The sequence below is a fragment of the Bacillus haikouensis genome (assembly GCF_013179555.1).
Classification (GTDB): Bacteria; Bacillota; Bacilli; order Bacillales; family Bacillaceae_B; genus Rossellomorea; species Rossellomorea haikouensis_A.
This window is the reverse complement of record NZ_JABMCR010000068.1, coordinates 1-17,958: the sequence shown is the minus strand read 5'-3', so window position 1 is coordinate 17,958 and position 17,958 is coordinate 1. Positions and strand designations below refer to the sequence as shown.

Annotated in this window: 18 protein-coding genes and 1 pseudogene; 10 read left to right on the top strand and 9 right to left on the bottom strand. The window is 43.5% G+C overall.

Translation table 11 applies throughout. The annotated features are described in order from the left end of the window. Nucleotides 1-524: CBO0543 family protein (locus HP456_RS08805; protein ID WP_216663217.1), on the top strand; the 524-nt coding region annotated here is incomplete at its 5' end. A 49-nt stretch (nt 525-573) separates the two neighbouring features. Here the strand turns inward: HP456_RS08805 and HP456_RS25630 are convergent. The 5 genes from HP456_RS25630 to HP456_RS08785 all read right to left on the bottom strand — a co-directional run bounded on the left by HP456_RS25630 (nt 574) and on the right by HP456_RS08785 (nt 3,706). After that, nucleotides 574-849, bottom strand: a complete 276-nt coding sequence (locus HP456_RS25630; protein ID WP_376766203.1) for a DUF4306 domain-containing protein — start codon at nt 847-849, stop codon at nt 574-576. Nucleotides 850-1,786: 937 nt separating this feature from the next. Next, on the bottom strand, nt 1,787-2,164 hold the full coding sequence (locus HP456_RS08800) for a P-loop nucleotide/nucleoside kinase family protein (protein ID WP_246288896.1): 378 nt from the start codon (nt 2,162-2,164) through the stop codon (nt 1,787-1,789). Between the two features lie 120 nt (nt 2,165-2,284). Then, the gene (locus HP456_RS08795) at nt 2,285-2,557 is read right to left on the bottom strand and encodes a DUF3986 family protein (RefSeq protein ID WP_172250126.1); all 273 of its coding nucleotides are present in this window, start codon (nt 2,555-2,557) and stop codon (nt 2,285-2,287) included. A gap of 74 nt (nt 2,558-2,631) precedes the next feature. Then, a complete protein-coding gene (locus HP456_RS08790) occupies nt 2,632-2,970 on the bottom strand; it encodes an immunity protein CdiI family protein (RefSeq protein ID WP_172250124.1) in 339 nt (112 codons plus the stop codon). Between the two features lie 118 nt (nt 2,971-3,088). Continuing rightward, nucleotides 3,089-3,706: an NUDIX hydrolase gene (locus HP456_RS08785; RefSeq protein WP_172250122.1), complete on the bottom strand. Its 618-nt coding sequence runs from the start codon at nt 3,704-3,706 to the stop codon at nt 3,089-3,091. A 214-nt stretch (nt 3,707-3,920) separates the two neighbouring features. Between HP456_RS08785 and HP456_RS08780 the strand changes: the two genes are divergently transcribed. Continuing rightward, complete coding sequence (locus HP456_RS08780; RefSeq protein ID WP_172250120.1) at nt 3,921-5,165, top strand: helix-turn-helix domain-containing protein; 1,245 nt, start codon at nt 3,921-3,923, stop codon at nt 5,163-5,165. A gap of 46 nt (nt 5,166-5,211) precedes the next feature. Here the strand turns inward: HP456_RS08780 and HP456_RS08775 are convergent, their stop codons facing one another. Beyond that, nucleotides 5,212-8,934: a S8 family peptidase gene (locus HP456_RS08775; RefSeq protein ID WP_172250118.1), complete on the bottom strand. Its 3,723-nt coding sequence runs from the start codon at nt 8,932-8,934 to the stop codon at nt 5,212-5,214. 654 nt (nt 8,935-9,588) lie between these two features. Here HP456_RS08775 and HP456_RS08770 point away from each other — a divergent pair. Continuing rightward, nucleotides 9,589-10,221 (top strand): HNH endonuclease family protein, encoded by a 633-nt coding sequence (locus tag HP456_RS08770; protein ID WP_172250116.1) that lies wholly within the window; start codon nt 9,589-9,591, stop codon nt 10,219-10,221. A 70-nt stretch (nt 10,222-10,291) separates the two neighbouring features. Beyond that, nucleotides 10,292-10,534, top strand: a complete 243-nt coding sequence (locus HP456_RS08765) for a hypothetical protein (protein WP_172250114.1) — start codon at nt 10,292-10,294, stop codon at nt 10,532-10,534. A gap of 247 nt (nt 10,535-10,781) precedes the next feature. On the opposite strand, the gene HP456_RS08760 is transcribed toward HP456_RS08765, so the two are convergent. Further along, a complete protein-coding gene (locus HP456_RS08760) occupies nt 10,782-12,047 on the bottom strand; it encodes an ATP-binding protein (RefSeq protein WP_172250112.1) in 1,266 nt (421 codons plus the stop codon). Between the two features lie 444 nt (nt 12,048-12,491). Between HP456_RS08760 and HP456_RS08755 the strand changes: the two genes are divergently transcribed. Further along, nucleotides 12,492-14,192 carry a pyruvate oxidase gene (locus tag HP456_RS08755; protein ID WP_172250110.1) on the top strand — a complete coding sequence of 567 codons (1,701 nt, stop codon included), beginning with the start codon at nt 12,492-12,494 and terminating at the stop codon, nt 14,190-14,192. A 59-nt stretch (nt 14,193-14,251) separates the two neighbouring features. Here the strand turns inward: HP456_RS08755 and HP456_RS08750 are convergent, their stop codons facing one another. Further along, nucleotides 14,252-15,283, bottom strand: a complete 1,032-nt coding sequence (locus tag HP456_RS08750) for a nitronate monooxygenase (RefSeq protein WP_172250108.1) — start codon at nt 15,281-15,283, stop codon at nt 14,252-14,254. Nucleotides 15,284-15,402: 119 nt separating this feature from the next. After that, on the bottom strand, nt 15,403-15,777 hold the full coding sequence (locus tag HP456_RS08745) for a VOC family protein (RefSeq protein WP_172250106.1): 375 nt from the start codon (nt 15,775-15,777) through the stop codon (nt 15,403-15,405). 466 nt (nt 15,778-16,243) lie between these two features. On the opposite strand from HP456_RS08745, the gene HP456_RS08740 reads away from it, so the two are divergent. The 5 genes and pseudogenes from HP456_RS08740 to HP456_RS08720 form a co-directional block, all read left to right on the top strand. Beyond that, nucleotides 16,244-16,441 carry a hypothetical protein gene (locus tag HP456_RS08740; RefSeq protein WP_172250104.1) on the top strand — a complete coding sequence of 66 codons (198 nt, stop codon included), beginning with the start codon at nt 16,244-16,246 and terminating at the stop codon, nt 16,439-16,441. Nucleotides 16,442-16,443: 2 nt separating this feature from the next. Then, nucleotides 16,444-16,632 (top strand): hypothetical protein, encoded by a 189-nt coding sequence (locus HP456_RS08735; protein ID WP_172250102.1) that lies wholly within the window; start codon nt 16,444-16,446, stop codon nt 16,630-16,632. 15 nt (nt 16,633-16,647) lie between these two features. Next, nucleotides 16,648-16,836 carry a hypothetical protein gene (locus tag HP456_RS08730; RefSeq protein WP_172250100.1) on the top strand — a complete coding sequence of 63 codons (189 nt, stop codon included), beginning with the start codon at nt 16,648-16,650 and terminating at the stop codon, nt 16,834-16,836. Between the two features lie 28 nt (nt 16,837-16,864). Continuing rightward, complete coding sequence (locus tag HP456_RS08725) at nt 16,865-17,311, top strand: GNAT family N-acetyltransferase (protein WP_246288893.1); 447 nt, start codon at nt 16,865-16,867, stop codon at nt 17,309-17,311. A gap of 175 nt (nt 17,312-17,486) precedes the next feature. Continuing rightward, nucleotides 17,487-17,958 (top strand): annotated as a pseudogene (locus HP456_RS08720) (hypothetical protein); the annotation flags it as partial.

Below are 17,958 nucleotides of genomic sequence, written 5' to 3'. Positions count from 1 at the left end.
GCACCGTAAAGGAGTTAATGGCATTACAACAAAGATACGCCGATTTGGCTATTGAAAATTGGTTATCAGATGCGGTTTTTAATTCAAGCTGGTGGTTTCTTTTAATCCTATCTGTGGTACCCTGGTTGATATTCGTTAAGCTCCTTGATAGAAATCGCACTCTTCAAATTTGGAGTTTTGGACTAATTGTCATCCTCATCACCAGTTTTACAGACGATCTTGGCAGTGAATTAAGTGCCTGGGTTTATCCTATTAAGTTCGTTCCTATTGGTCTTCTTGCATTACCATTTGACTTTTCAATCATTCCAGTGGCTTGTATGCTGCTTTATCAATATTTTAATACCTGGAAAACATTTAGTATTGCACTTGTTGGTCAAGCTGCAATTTTTGCATTTATTGGAGAACCTATTTCAGTTATGCTTGGAACTGTTACATATTTAAAGTGGAATTACATATATTCATTTATTTTTTATATTGTTACCTGCCTTTCAGCCAGGTTTATTATACAGAAATGGACCTCATAAATATCCCAATTACTCTGTTCTTCTTCAACTTCTTCAATTTACCTGTCTCTTAATTGGCATATATTCTTTTCTTAATTGTTGTAAAAGTTATATAAGCAAAAAAGCTGATTATATACATTCCTGTTAACAAACATAGATATGAAATTGGATTTGTCTTTAAGGCGATTATAAAGATATCAATTCCGTAAATATCACTGCAATATTGAACATCTTTTGGGGTAAAAATAAATTGAGGTTTACATTCTGATTGGGATAAGTAAGCGATTTTACTTGAAATAAAAAAAGAATAAATATATGAGACAACAAAAACCGGTAAACTAACAATGCATAAAATCCAACGCTTTTTGATCTGAACCCCTCCCTAATTTATGTCATAACCAAACTCCAACTTTTTGATCTAAGCTAATTTATTTGTCTGAGGAAGCATGTAAAGAGTTTGCCAGCCAAAAATAAATGTAAAACTTAGAATAGTCGGTAAATTTTTAAACCTTATTTCTATATCAAAATAAACATTTCCAATCCTGCCTGTTATGTGAACAACAACAAATTAATCTTCATCAACCTTATCTTTTTTCCATTTATAAGGTACTTCAGTCCACTTAAGGAACAAAACTGCAAAAAAAATAAAAAAACAGATGATACTATTATCGATCCACTTCACTTCCCGGTCAGCGATAAGTTGCCAAACCGTTGATACTAAGAAATATACTAAGGGGATCCTAATGTTTTCCTTTAACATTTTTATGCTTCTCTCCTCCTTGTCATCAGTTGTATTTTTCGACCTGCAGGGAAGCTGGCAGAAGATCATTTGATCATTGATTGACACCGTATTTAATAAGCAGAAAATTATTCCAGTGTGAAATTCAACATACTTCTTCCACTAATGCTATTGCCTTCTTTCCATATAAACTCTAAAGCATATTGTGCAGCAATCTTTTTTTCATCAGCTTTTATTTCAAACGGACTATTTGCTGGATCAATGTTGGCTTTTTTTATCCCTTCATAATTCTCCGTATTTATCTCAAATAAGTTTATTTCTGCAGGCTGAGGATTTATTTTATCTTTCTTTCATATTACTAATTGTCGGGCAGCATTTTGGGATTGGAAAGGTCTAATTCTCAATCACAATTTCTCCTTCATCTTTAGGAATTTCAAATCCATTAAGGTAGGCAGTCAATACTTCTTCTGTGATTGGGAATGCATTGGCATCAAGACGTTTGTTCCTTATTTTCAGCCGGTCACGCAAATCATCAGGGTGAACGTTAAAATAAATCAGTTTCCATTTCCCCCCCCGACTTTTCGATTAGTTGTTTATATTGGTCCCTTCTTGCACGGTCCCAAAAACTGAAGTCAATTACCACCTGTTGTTTGTCGTGAATTAACTTTATTAAATGGTCTCGTAATTTTCTCTCTGCACCTTTCTTGTATTCTTCAATCTTTTCGATTGGGAAATCAATTCCATAACGACCGTGAGTCGCCCATATTTCTTCATCAATAGAAAGACGTACAAATCCTTCCTTTTCCAACAATTGGGCGAAGGTCGTTTTCCCGGAACCAGCCACACCGCACATCATTACGACCAGGGGGGTGCAATCATCCCTTTCACGAAAAATCGTTTCAAAATTAAACTTTTCGAACATATGATTACTCCTCCTTAGTTCTGAAGATGATTCCAATGGGTACCGAATCGACTATTAGATAACTTGCCTTAGGCTAAAAGGTACCTTTTTCTGCATTCGCTCCCGATGTACGATTAAGCTTTAAATGATTTCATGTGATGTTAGCCATTCAATAAATTTTTCGGAGCCATATTCATACGACAGATCCACTTTATTTACGGTAAAGATTTCGTAACCGAATTTTTCGGTTTCTTCATAATTTTTTATGGCACTTTTTAATCGTGTAAGATCTTGATCACTATGTAAGAATACTAACCACCTATCTTCATCAGCCATTTTGTAAGCCGTTGCCTCTAAGTCGAAACCTTTCTCGTAATAACCAATATGCAGGTGCCGATCTGATGCAAACTCCATACTCATTGCCTCCTTGGATATATATCGATGCCAGCCTGCTGAATTTTTTTAACTAGCTGATCTGGTACCATCAGCTAGTTACTTGCATAACGCCTTCCCATAGTTGATGAAGTGTATTTGAAGTTGTATCTGCCTCCAAGCTCTTGCTTGAGACGTTCAAATAAAATTTCTCCCTGTCTATTATGTTCTGTTTCCATATCGATACCACGCGGAAGTACTTCATCCAGGTCCCAATCAATCCAACTGCCATATTCGCTCGCCCATTTTATCAATTCTCTCTTAACCTCATTTGATATCGGCATGGCTTCAATATCCAAATTGCAGCCGCAATGAATACACCACAATGGATCTGCTGCCACATCACCTTCAATGTTTATGTCAAGAATTTCTCTTTGTTCACAGGAACACAGCACATTAATTGCCCCTAATCTTTACTAACTAATTTATACGGAGTAATTACGTTAAGACTTTAAAAAACGGATCATGTCAGGGGAACCCCCATCCTCCCCTAAATGAACTCTATTAAAATATTCAATCAAAATAAACCGGTTCCCCCGGATTATGTAAGTGTCTAAAAACCATATGAATCTGTGATTCTGTATTTCTTTCAACCGACAATGGGGGCATTTCATCTTCAGCAAAGAACCCGACAGCACTCGTTTCAATCCCTTGTTTTGCATGCCCGCCAACGATTTCGCAGCGGATGAACACTTTATAAACGTGATAAGGTGAAGGCGGATGTGGATGGCACTTCTTATCAAGTACTCCCAACAATCCGGCTGCCTTTACCTCAAATCCTGATTCTTCTTTTACTTCTTTGACCGCCACTTCACCTGGAGTCAGTCCGATGTCGCCCCAACCGCCGGGCAGCGACCATCCGCCATCAGTATTTTCCCGGACCATCAATAGTTTATCTCCCTTAAATATGACTGCACGTACATCTACTTTAGGGGTGGCATAGCCCGTTTCATTTGCAAACAGATCCCTTATCACAGCTGTATCCATCTCGGTATGCTGCGCCATCATTTCAACACTGATGTCCCGTATCATTTCAAAACGTTCCAAATCATACACATCTTTGGAATACGTCAATCCTGCCTGTGAAATTGCCTGCAGTTGTTTTGCCCAATCAAGCCATTTTGGTTCCATTTCGATCACCTCCATTTGATTGTACCAAATTTTCCCTTACACCTTTCGTAATATCAGTAAAAAAATAATGTATCGCGCTCCCATATTCATTCAGTATTATTTGATTATTTTCGCCTCGTTTTTCGTTGAACGAAATTTCTCCAGGTTAGCGAGCTTCGTGCAAAATCATGATATGATAAGAAAAATCAGCTAATACGAAATAGGGGATGACATCATGCTAGAGGGGAAAATCATCAAATTTTACCGGGAATACCGCAATATGAAACAAAAGGAGTTAGGGGATGGAATTTGTTCGAGTACCCATATCAGTAAGATTGAGCGCGGGCTGACAGAGGTATCGAGGGAGACGATCATCTTGTTGGCGGAGAGGCTTGGGATCCAGCTTGATGAAGAAGTCATTCAATACAAAAGGGTGGAGACACTGCTGCTGGATTGGCAGGAGACCATAATTAAGAAACAGCAGAAAAAGGCGGAGGATATCAAACAGCAGCTGGAGAGCATCCAACTTTTGCATATCCCCGATTTTTATCGTACATATACGCTTGTGCTTACCAGATATTACTTGTTCGTTTCGGATGTAAATCAAGTTGAAAAGTTGATCGAGGAGATGAGCTTTTGGACAGATCTGACCAAGTTTGAGGAAAATATGCTGCTCCACATCAAAGGGATCTATTTTGGCCGAGTGAAAAGTAATTTTCCCATGTCACTCTCTTATTTAAAGAAAATCAAGCTTGAACATTATGCCAATCAGGAATGTTACTACGACCTGGCTCTTGCATACAGCTTCTTAAATTCAAGTGTTCTTGCCTTTTATAATGCCAGTAAAGCGTTGGAATTTTTCACGAAGACGCGCAGTTTTTCAAGAATGATCGATACGGAAATGCTGATGCTGATACAATTGGAGCAATCTGAGGATCTCCCTTTCTTAATCAGTGAATATGAACGGTTGATCGACATGACCTCGGATTTCGGACTGGATCGCCAACGGACGATCCTTCATCATAATCTTGGCTATCTCCATTTGCAGTATGGCCTCTTTCGGGAAGCAGGCAATTATTATAAAAAGGCGATGGACGCAAGAAATCCCTCGGACCCTCAATATCTTGGCTCATTGGAAGGCTACCTCAATGCTTTGACCAAGGAAGGAAATACATCACAATCTAAACTGCTTAACCTGCTGGAAGAAGGATTGGACATCATCAACAGCAGCCCGGACTCCATTTTTTATTATTTATTTACGATGCACCGCTACTCCATCCTTGGAGAAGTAGAGCGCTATTATCACTATCTAGAGACAGAGGCGTTCCCATATTTCGAAAAGATGGGATATGGTTTGACCATCGAATATTATGCAGTTAAACTATTCGATTATTTTATGGAAAAGAAAGAACTCGACAAAGCCAATCAATATGCACGTCATATTCTCAGGAAGATTCCAAGGAAAAACCAGTTTGTATAAACAGGAAAAAGATGCCCAGTAATGCGGCATCTTTTTCCTTACGTTCTTATCTCAATCCATAAGCTTTGATGATTTCCTGAGAAATCTTATTCCCTTCATCATCCCAGGCGTTGGCTTTGAGAGATACGGATGTTGCTTTTTTCGGGTTTCGGATGGTAGCAGTGAAACTGTCTCCGTCTCCGGAAAGCTTCACTTTCTTCCATGTCTTCCCTTCATTAAAGGACACTTCCAATGATGCGCCTTCGATATTTCCATATCCGATGGCATCTTTAACTTTTCCTACAGACAGCTCCAATTCAGTCGGACGGTTGGAGAGTGCATTCCCGTTTACATCTGTATCAACTTTGTAATCGAGTGTCAGGAATGGAAGATTGGCTCTCCATCGTTCCTCTGGAAGCTCTTCTGCCCAGAAGGTCCATTCTGTATGTGTGCGGGTTGACGTATTCCAGCGCTTCTCATCCCGCGCCGCATCAGTTACATACCGGAACTTCGTACGTTCGGCCGGTGCAGCATCAAATGCATAGATCGCCTGACCATTCCCTTCTTTTACCAATCTGTCCCCCTGGTAAAGCTTGTTAGTCTGATTTTCGACAGATACATTGTAATCGGTACCGCCGGTATTTCCAGTGCCGCCATCAGCCCATGCAGGGATATTGATCATAAGGGAATTCCCCTGGCGTTCCGGTACCCAGTAGCCATCTCCAAGTGCTGGTCTCGCTACAGGGGAGAACCAGTTTTCCGTCAATTTATCCCGGCCCTTGTAAGATGCTAACGGTTGACGCACTTCCCATGTTGCATCTAATACTTCCGCCTGGTGATACCAATCAGTCCCTTCCTGGGCTGACACATATTCTGTCCTGGCGTTCGGTAAAGAGATTTTTTGAGGAAAGCCGACTGCGCCTCTTGTATGTGGACGAAGATCGAACCGGAATTCGCTTCCATCCGTTTTGATATGCGAATTATAGCGGCTGTCGATAACAGCCAGATCTTTGTTCTTCGGTGCATATGTCAGTTTCTTTGGAATAGATCCTTCATGGACATCCATGAGGTCATACACATAAGGAGAATCCGTTTCCCCTTCGACTTTCAGCTTGATGTTTCCGGAACGGACAGCTTTGATGAGCTTATCCCCTTCCTTTTTACTGATGGCTGCGACTGCCAGTGGATTATCTGTATATTCCGGGGTGCCGGCATATTCGCTGAACTCTTTATCCTCGTTATTGGCGATGATCAATAACTTTGCGCCTGCATCTGCAGCAGCCGTCGCCTGTTCAGATACGGTGACATCACTATTTCGGTCCACTACGACTGCTTTTCCTTTCGCCTTCAGACGGTCATAGTCTGCAGGGCTTCCCTTTCCGGCGTATACAGTCGACAGATTGTATTTTCCATCAAGCAAGGTACTTCCCGCAAGCGGAATATCGTCCAGTTCTTTTCCTTTGAAATTAATTGTCAGAAGCGGCTTTGTCAGTCGCCAGCGAGTCAGCTGTTCAAAGTACCCTTCTTTTACTTCTTTTGTTGGTACAGCGTACATCTTATCAATCCACACCGGCATCAGATACAGGCTTGTCACCGGCATTTCCCCAAGTGTGCGGTGATACTCCAGTCGTCGGTAGTTTTCTTCCGATTTTTTCGGGACGTCTACCTTGATTTCTTTTGCCTGTCTTGCATCGAGCTCCACTGTTCTAGGCTTGTTCAGTTTCACTTCCGGATCCCCGACAAGTGCAACACCAGCATGATCGGTGTCCACATCCACGTCCATCAGGGACATGGCCGAATAAGTGGCAGGGGGCAGACGAAGCTCCAAAGTGCCATCTACTGCATATACCTGCGGGTCCATGTTCTCACTGAATACAACCGTATAAGCCTGACCTGGCGATCCGTCACGGTCCGTTGCTTTTAACGTCAGCGGATAACGTTCCTCTTCTTTCACCATCGCCATCGTTGTCCGCACCACTTCTGTTCCTTCTGATGCTGCGGTCAAAAACCCTTGATAACGGGAACCTGTTTCACCAACATTGGAATCCAGGGTGACTTTTACGTCAGCCGTCCCTCCGGCGGGTACAGTAATGGTTGATTCAGACAGGGTAAGCAGTCCATCCGGTGCTTCCTCTCCATCTGAATTGGTAAATGAAGTTGATAGATCAAGAGAAATATCTTCCTCCCCATCATTTGAATACGTCACAACCTTTTCGACAGGGTCTTCTTCATCATGCGGCCACTGGAAGAAACCGAAGGAAATGGAGCTTGTCGCGCTTATCTTTGTTTCTAAAGCGGCTGCAACGTCGACACGCCCTGTTCCCACTTGATAAGGCTGGTAAGAATCAAGCTGTTGTGTGGTGTTCATGAGTACTTCCTTGATTTTCTCCCCGGACCATTCAGGATACTTTTGGGCTACGATTGCCGCTGCCCCGGCGACATGCGGAGTCGCCATCGAGGTTCCATCCAGGCTTTTATAATCCCCGCTTCCAGGAGAGTATTGGGAACGTGCTGCCACGATTCCTACCCCGGGAGCAGATAAATCAGGCTTCAGTGCTTTATCACCGAAACGAGGTCCCATGGAGGAAAAATAGGCAAGTTGGTCGGACTTGTCGACTGCCCCGACGGTCAATGCCGCATCTGCAGCCCCCGGTGAACCAATTGATCCTTCCGCCCCGTTGTTACCGGCTGCAATGACAAACAGCGTCCCGTTGTCTTCTGTCAAGGAATTGACCGCCTGTGCCATCGGGTCTGTCCCGTCACTCGGCTCGCTGCTCCCTAAACTCATATTGACGACCTTGGCTTGATCCGATGCCCATTCCATTCCATCGATGATCCAGGAATCCTGGCCATATCCTTCGTCGCTCAATACCTTCCCTACTAATAAACGGGCTTCCGGTGCAACACCTTTGTGCTTACCGTCCCCCGCTCCAGTACCAAGAACCGTAGAGGCAACATGTGTTCCATGTCCATTGACATCCTTCACTTCCTCGCCGGGCACGAAGCTCACAGCTTCATCCACTTGCCCCTGAATATCGGGGTGCTCAGCGTCGATTCCTGTATCCAGGACGGCCACCTTTACTTCCTTTCCTGTATACCCTGCTTCCCACGCCGTATCAGCTTCAATCTGAGGCACGCTTTGATCAAGGGAAGCCTCCACGCGTCCATCCAGCCAAATCTTTTCTACCCCATGGTCAAATTGCGTCGCCTTTTTCTGTTTGCTGCTCTCCGCCTCAACGGTGATATCATTCCAGAATGATTCCGACTCTTTTTTCTCCGCTGCCAGTGCAACTCCGTTTATGCTTTCCAGCTCCCGGATCTTCTTCGCTCCTTTAGGAGCTGCCTTAGAAGTATAGCTTTTCGCCTTCGTTTCCTCGTATTCTACAATCACCGGAAGAGCCGACAGACTTTTGTCATCGTACCCATACTCAATCAGCTTAGTAATATTGAATAAATCCATATCCAGTTTTTCTGCTGCCAGATAAGGCATCGCTGTGGCAGGGAATACAAAGGTCTCATCCGCGATTGTCATGACCCTGAACCCATCCTTATTATGATTCACTGTCTCTACATCGATGGCGAATTGCCCATTTTCCAACATCGTCACTTTCACCTTATCACCGGTGATGAGAGTAATGACATGATCACCTGCCATATTGCCGCTGACCACTGCCTCCTGCTGTTCTGCTGCATCAGGATTATCCCATGCACCAGCCTGCGGAATTCCTCCCGAAAAAGCAACGGCTGCAACCGTTCCAGCCAAAAATAATTTCTTGGTTACCTTCTTCATTCCCATTCTCCTTTGCCGTATCATTCTAGTAGATTCATAGTTTATGAAAAATCATGATGAATAATGGATAGACAGTACTCCGTGTACTAGTACTCACCTCCAGTAAAATGAGGTTACTTGATGTGTTCTGAAGAAGCCATACTAATGAGGTTCATTGAGGTTGATAACTGTATTGTACAGTCCCCTGAATCGTATTGACAAATGGTGTTTCCATAGGGTCTTTTGTCATAGTCAGACAGATAAATCCCGGCTGAAATTCCTTATTTTAAAGGAAAAATGCTTGAAAACTACTAAAAGTGCAGAAAGGAATTGGGGTTTTTGTATAAAGAGGAAGGGACAGAGGGACAGGTACCTTGTCCCTGCTCCTCTTTAAATCGATCTATATCCCTATTACGAAAAGAATATTTACAATATTTTTACTTGTGTAAAAATTAAACCATGAACGATCATAGCACATAGAGGCATGTTCAATAGATTGCAAGTCTAATAACGCCACTCAATTGATTACAAACAGTCACCTTGTTCCTACGCTGCTAATTGCAGACAAATCCAACAATGAATCGTTACCACCCCATCGACGTCTTTACTGTACTCTCTCTATTAACATCTACTCTAGATGTTAGTATAAAAAAATTGCATATAGGAGGCATTTCCATGCTGAAAAAATCAATGTTATTTGTATTTGCACTGATTCTATCGTTTGCCGCTTTTCAGTTTGAACTGCAAACGGCCTCGGCGTTTCCGCCAGGCACACCTTCAAAGTCCGCTGCCCAATCCCAGTTGAACTCGCTGACAGTGAAGTCCGAAAGTTCCATGACCGGATATTCCCGCGACAAGTTCCCGCACTGGATCGGACAGGGGAATGGCTGCGACACCCGCCAAAAAGTTCTCCAGCGTGACGCTGACTACTACAGCGGCAACTGCCCTGTAACATCCGGCAAGTGGTACAGCTATTTCGACGGCGTTACGGTATACTCTCCTTCCGATCTCGACGTTGACCACATCGTTCCACTGGCTGAAGCATGGCGTTCCGGTGCCGGCAGCTGGACGACGGAAAAGCGTGAGGACTTCGCCAACGATCTCAACGGTCCGCAACTGATCGCGGTAACCGCCAGCGTCAACCGTTCCAAAGGCGACCAGGACCCATCAACCTGGCAGCCGCCGCGTTCAGGTGCCCGCTGCGGCTATGCGAAATGGTGGATCAATACAAAGTACCGCTGGGACCTGCACCTGCAATCATCGGAAAAGTCCGCTCTTCAGAGTATGCTTAACTCCTGCTCCTACTGATTTGTTTGAGGATACTTCGGTTCGTGGTACTTACAGAGAATACACCCCACTTTAGAAGGGAGGCAGCCGTATGGAAAAGAAGTCGACTATCTTCACCGCCACCCACGGCGTCATGACATCGGAGGTCGGTGTGATCAGCGGGGAACTCGAGCTGCTCACCACCTGCAAGGATGACGGCACCCTCACGCTCTCCATCACATATGCCGGCGCCGAAGAGTGGTACACACTGCCGGGTGATGACTATCGCCTGCACGACCAGCGCGACCATGAAGTTGTCCACAGGATGCTCGCAAGCGTCCTGGAACGTCCTTGAAGGCAGATGGCCGAGCCGGAGCACATGAATACAGTTGATTTACAAGCAGTCATCATTCACTTGATGCGAATGTACTTAATTAGACATTTAAAATACCCCTGACATGTATTCATTTACTGTCAGGGGTATTTCGTATTCTAAACGCCGGGTACGTTATATCTTGCTTCAAGCCTTGCCAATGAATTCACCGTGATCATTGTATCAACATCGAATGATCGTTACAGGCAGCACTACAAACTATACGGTGTTATATTTCTTCACCGGTTCCTAATCTATATATTTCAGGCAAGGAAATAGTAAACGTCGTCCCTTTATTCAATTGACTTTCCACCTTTATCTCACCCTTCATCCGTTTTACTATCTGATAGCAAACTGTCAATCCAAGTCCCGTCCCCTTTTCCTTTGTAGAATAATAGGGTCTGCCTAATGACTTGATCTGATCCTGAGGCATGCCGGTCCCGTTATCCTTAATGGTAATCATCACTTGGCCATCTTTGTGCAGTACTGCTGAAGCCGTTATTTCTCCGTTCTCTTTTATGGCTTCGATTGCATTTTTAAGAATATTGATTAATACCTGCTTAATCTCAAAGTTCAATCCTCTTACCATCAGATTTTCTTCAATGTCTTTCTTGATTTCAATGCTGTTCATAACAGCATAGGTTGACATCACATCAACGGATTCATTAATCGCGTCAGTCAAACTGAACACTTCGTATTCTTCCGTTTGCGGCTTAGCGAGGGAAAGGTATTGATTGATGACTTCTTGTGCCCGGTCTAATTCCTGAATGGATATATTGATAAAGGTCTTTTGTTCCTTCGATAAACTTTCTCCCTGCAGAAGCTGCATAAATCCTCTTACTGTCGTCATCGGGTTTCGGATTTCATGTGCGACTGAAGCAGCTAACTGGCTGACTACATTAAATTTTTCAGCTTTTATAAGCTCTTTTTTAACCCTGATTTGTTCCAGTCTATTTTCAATCAAATAAATGATCAGCACCAGTGTAATCCATATAACCATGGTGGAGCTTACCATTAAAGGAAGCTGAACCAATTCATTTTCAAAATATAAAAAAACGGCTCTTGTAACAGGGACGAAAAAATAAAAAAGGGAAATCAAGAGAATTTTGTTCTTCCATTTAGACCTTTTATACCAGTTAGATAGAGGGATGAGCAGCAGACAATAGATTGTGTAATTTACGACAAGATTGATGAATACATGGTTGGTAAGCAAGCTGATCAATAGCATGGAGAAAAACACAGCAAACCCCACTCTTCTGCCGCCATAGAGAAAGGCAAGGAGGATGGGAATCACTTTAAAATCGTAAACATAACCACTTGAGTATACAACCGGGAACGTCATGGTGAACACGACGATAACAATATTGGCGAGGAGAAACTTCAAGTTAAACTCTTTCGTACCGTAATCCGATTCCCTGGTAAACATTTGAAACAGAAGGATCGCAAACAGTATAAATACCACATGTAAAACTAAATGGTGGACGGACTCTAGCATACAAGATCTCCTTTAGGACAAAAGCAGGATTTTTTTATCATCTACCTACTTCTTCGACATCCTTTTTGAATATCCTTTTTCATACATGTCAAATCAGGGCGCTTGTTGGGACTTGCCTACTATCCAGCATTATTTCTGCGTGTTAAGAAGACTCAAGCACAGTGAATTAGTTTTAATGCGTAAAAATCTTATTCCGTTACCGGGATGCGAAGAAGGATGACCATAAAGTATGTCTGAAAATAATAGCAAAAATTATTCAATGGAATGCAAAAAAATGAATCTAGTTCTCATGGTCCCGTTTACTCACTTGTGGATATACCTCTAGAAGTTCAGCTGATGTTAACAATAATCCCTATCACACTCACCCTCCATAAGAATTTTTGAGTAATTTCTACCTGAAAGTACCAAACTAAACCTATCCAAGTAGTGAGAGGTGATCGTGTTATGTTTAAACAAACTGCCGGTGAAAAATTAGTTGAACAATTGATTGAATGGGGTGTCGACCATATTTATGGGATGCCCGGCGATTCGATAAACTCCATTATTGAACCTTTAAGGAAAGCAAAAGACAAGATTAAATTCATCCAAGTAAGACACGAGGAAGCCGGTGCCCTGGCCGCTGCAGCCTATGCCAAATTAACCGGGAAACTGGGTGTCTGCACTGCCATTGCAGGTCCAGGTGCCATCCATCTGTTGAACGGGTTATACGATGCAAAGCTTGATAAAGCTCCTGTACTGGCAATCACGGGGCAGATCGAAACGGACCTGATGGGGACAGATTACTTTCAAGAGGTGAACCTGGACCGGTTGTTTGATGATGTAGCTGTATACAATCAGCAGATCATGTCGGCTGAACAGCTTCCGGCCGTTGTCAATCAGGCGATCCGGACCGCCTATGCGAAAAAAGGGGTATCCGTCATAACGATTCCAGACGATATACCACGCTTTGAAGTCGGCAAAGAAGCAAAGATCACATCGAATTTCGCTGTGAAACAGGACCTCTTCCCGTTAAAAGAAGATTTGCAAAAAGCAAAGGAACTCATTGAACATGCCGAAAATCCTGTCATTCTCGCAGGAAAAGGGGTTCACGGAAAGCGGGAGGACCTGCTGGCATTCGCTGAAAAAATTGGGGCTCCCATCGTTCTTACCTTGCCTGGTAAAGGGGTCATCCCTGATAAACATCCCTACTGTTTGGGCGGTCTCGGTCTGATTGGCACGAAGCCTTCTTATGAAGCGATGCAGGATGCCGATTTCCTCATGATGATCGGAACATCCTTCCCGTTTACAGGATTCCTGCCGGATCATGCAAAAACCATTCAAATCGATATAGACCCCACCCAAATCGGGAAGCGCTATCCGGTTGATGTCGGACTGGCAGGCGATGCCGGAGCAACCCTTTCATGGCTGACGGAACATGTTTCAAGGAAGGAAGACCGTCAATTCTTAGAAAAAAATCAGGAAAGAATGAACAAATGGTGGGAGAAGCTTGAAAAGCAGGAAGAGGATGAATCCGTTCCGATCAAACCGCAGCGCGTCATCCGTGCGCTTCAGCAGGTGGCAGCCGATGATGCGGTCCTGTCGGTTGACGTCGGAAACGTAACGGTATGGGCAGCCAGACACTTCCACATGACAAACCAGTCATTCGTCATTTCCAGCTGGCTTGCCACGCTTGGATGCGGTCTACCAGGTGCCATCGCCGGAAAAATCGCCTACCCGCACAAGCAAGTACTTGCGATCTGCGGGGATGGCGGCTTCGGGATGATGATGGCCGATTTCGTCACCGCGGTCAAATATGAGCTGCCGATGGTTGTGGTTGTGCTGAACAATCACAAAATCGCCATGATTAAATTTGAACAAGAAGTGATGGGAAATGCAGAATTCGGTACAAACCTCCACAACCCGGACTTCGCCAAATATGCTGAAGCGTGCGGTGGAGTCGGATACCGTGTTGAGCGGACGGAGGGTCTTCTTCCTTCCCTGCAAAAAGCCGTCCAGCAAAACAAACCATGTATCGTCGATGTCGTCGTCGACGCCGACGAAGCACCAATGCCGGGAAATCTCCAATTCTCCCAGGTAGTCGGCTATACAAAACATATGGTGAAAGAATTATTTCAAGAAGGTAAACTCGACTTGCCGCCGCTATAGAAATATAAAAGGTCCCTCCTGCACTGCTTTAACACAGTATGGGACGGACCTTTAAATCTTTAACTCATGCCCGGCCACAACCGTTCCATCAACTCGTCTACATTCTCCTCTTCCCCCAGCGAACCAACCCCCTGCCCAGCCCATAAAGACATATGGGAAGGATCATTTTGCTTCGCTGCATGCTGCCGCATCGGTTTTGTCAACGTATTGAAATATGGATAAGGGAGCACTTCCTGTTCGCGCTTTTCGTTCTCCTCCATCCACGCATTTACGATTCCGCGTGCTTCTTTGCCCGAGAATACTTTCGTAAGCTTCGTATCTGAGGCTGAAGCTTGAAAGATCTGCTCTTTATGCACAGGGTGTGTCCCGCTTTCTTTACAAACCAAAAACGCCGTTCCGACCTGAACGCTCTGTGCTCCAAGTGCCAGAGCTGCCCTCACGCCTCTTTCTTCCGTGATCCCTCCTGCCGCGATAACCGGAATACCGATACGGTCGACCGTCTGCGGAATAAGGGACATCAATCCAACAGCCCGTGTTGAAGGGAGGAACGCTCCCCGGTGACCGCCGGCTTCCGCACCCTGCACAATCACCGCATCCATCCCCCTCTCTTCCAACAGCACAGCTTCTTCTACTGAACATGCCGTTCCAAGTAAACGACAGCCGGCAGCCTTCAGTTTCATCACCGCATGTTCAGGAGGCAGATCAAACGTGAACGAACACACTTGCACGCGGTGCTCCACCAGCAGATCAACTTTTTGATCAAAATCCTTCCACTCATCATCGATAGAAGTAAACGTTCCTGCTTCATCCGCATAAGGAATCATATCCTTCCAGCGTTGAACCTCTCGTTCTGACGGCTCTCCTTCGGCTCCAGGTACAAAAAGATTCACTTGAAAAGCACGAGCACCACACTGTCTCATGTGGTTCAGCTGCTTCTCCAGCTGATCGGATTTCAAATAGCCAGATGCTAGACTTCCGAGCCCCCCTGCCTTCGAAACAGCCGCTGCAAGACTTGGAGTCGTTGCACCTCCAGCCATTGGCGCCTGTATGATCGGTTTTGTCATCGAGAGCATGTTCATCAACTCGTTCATCTTTATACCTCCTGTAAAATAGGATTTATCGGACCTGATGCCTGATTCACCATTAATCCGGTGTCTGATTCCATCCATACTCAACCTTCATCGTACCGTGGCCCAGCCAATAACGAATATCACCCCGTACAAATCATCACCACATGCCCATCAGGATCGCTAATCGTAAAAAATGAAAAATCAGCAAATCGGATAATACCCGAAACAACTTCATATCCCTTTTCCTGGACAAATGAATAAGACGAATCAATATCTTCTGTGTGAAAATTGAACAATGGATATTCATCAGCTTTTACGTGTTTAATCATTCCCTCCGGTCCAGCATCCAAGGTCAATCCAGTATGGTGATTGATCCTTATATTATATACAGGTTCCAACACTGACTCTAAATCGTACTCAAGCCCCAACAACTCTGAGTACCAGTTCACCGATTCCTTCAGACTGCTTACATGCACAAACACCGTATTGATTTGGTTAATAATAGGACTCTGCATCTTCCTTCACTCCTCTTTTATTTTTTTCGTCTTCTACTCTATAAAACGAATGAAGCACGAAAAACCTTACAAAGGATTTCAATAAACAGGATAAAAATATCCGGCATTCAGCTGCACACCCAGGTCACCGGCGCATCCCAGGGAGAACTTATCAACTTATAGCAATATCACCACAGTTCAGAACGAAATGGCTCAATCTCCTGTTGAACCGCTGCTTGATTTCCCTGATCTCATTTCCCAGTGATTTCGCATTTTCGGAAGTCATATCTTTCTTTAAATGTATTTACCTTTCTTATACCAATTATTTCAAATCGGGACCATCACCTCAATCATTATTTTCATGCGTAAAAAGAAAAATCCATGCAATCGGTATGATTCCTGAAATGCACGCCTTTCCCTGTCATGTTATATCCAAGAAAAATCTGGAACCTTATGGTAAAATCAAGGAGCGAAGGGAGATGCTCATTTGATACATTTAGTAGAAAATACATTTCAGTTTTCGGCAATCATCCTGCTCCTCTGCTTACTCTATTATTATAGGCATTTCAAAAAAACGAAGAGTGAACGAAAACTAACCTTATCGGAACTTTTCATTTATATCATCACCCAGGTGGCAATCTTTCTCTGTGGAGGAAGTTATCTGCTTCTGGTACTGGATAAATGAAAATGGATATTTTACGTTGGATGTCCGTCGGTTTCATCATATTGGGATTTTTCGTTCTCATTTCTATTAAGAGAACGATAGAAAGTAAGGAAACTCGCAATGTACAAACGGTTATTTGGTGGATATGGGGAACCGCAGTCTGGGGAACCGCAAGCATCATTCTGATCGTATGGTGTTTTCATTCCATTTAGTAAGGTGGGAATAAAATGAAGGATTTAATCAGCATGTATATCGTCATGGCACTTATGGTTCTTGTTAATTTGATAAGTGAATTCGTTTTGAACGGGGAATATGCAGCTGTTGCGAGCTGGATAGTCGTCGTTTTATTTTTCTTTGGCACTTTATTTTTCATTAATGCAAGATATGTATTATTCAAAAATAAGGATGGGCGGTAAATCATTGGTTCAGAATGGAGGTGCTCCCTTGGATATTGTTTACACGATTATTCAATCAATTCCGGATCAGGATATTCTTAAGGGAATCATAGAATTACATAAAGATATTTTCGGAACGCATGATGAATTGATCAATAAAATGGCTCGTAAGCCTAAACTATTGGTGATTACTGCGACGTATGAGGAAAGAGTAATCGGTTATAAGATTGGTTACGAGCTCGACCGCCATACATTTTACAGTTGGTTAGGCGGCGTGGATACGAATTACCGAAAACACGGTATTGCCTTTCAATTATTAAACATCCAGCACCGCTATTTAAAAGAGAACGGATATCGAATCGTTCAATCCAAAACAATGAATAGATGGCGTGACATGTTGATTTTGAATATCAGAAATGGGTTTGATGTCATAGATACAGTCACGGACGATAAGGGACGGCATAAAATCATTCTTGAAAAGAACTTGCTCGATTAACGTGGCGATCTCCACTATTAAGTCAATCGTGATTAAAAAAACTACCCCATTCACTGGGACATAACATGGACATTCGGATTAAGATTTTCTATCAATTTGTTTACATAGGTTTCATGTAAAGGAAAATGTGTTAAAGTCCTCCATATTCTTCTATGTAGAAAGGATGTGTGCGGCAATGAAAAAAACATTGCTGTTCCTGACAGCAGGAATATTTATATTGGGAGCGTGCACGGATTCTCCGTCGTTAAAGGAGAAAGCGGAGAAAACGACTACTTCCGTACAGGACGAATCTAATGAGGAAAAGGAACAGGGGCATGACGAGTCAGCGGAAAAAGAGGATAAAGAAGAGAAGCAGCCTTTTAAACCGCTCAAACCTTCTGAAAATGCTGTGCCCTTGAAGGAAAGACTGGGAGATGAGGAACAGAAAAAAACTGATAAGGAAGGGCAGAAAACTGATTCCAAGCGTACGGTCCCCCTTGGAGAAACACTGGCGGACGGGGTGAAGGATCCCTCTGATGGACCATTAAAAGATTATCGTTTGGTCACCTATTATGGCACGCCGCAGTCCGAAAATATGGGAATTCTAGGCACGATGGAGCCGGAAGAGCTTATGAAGAAATTAAAGAAGCAGACACAGGCCTATTCCG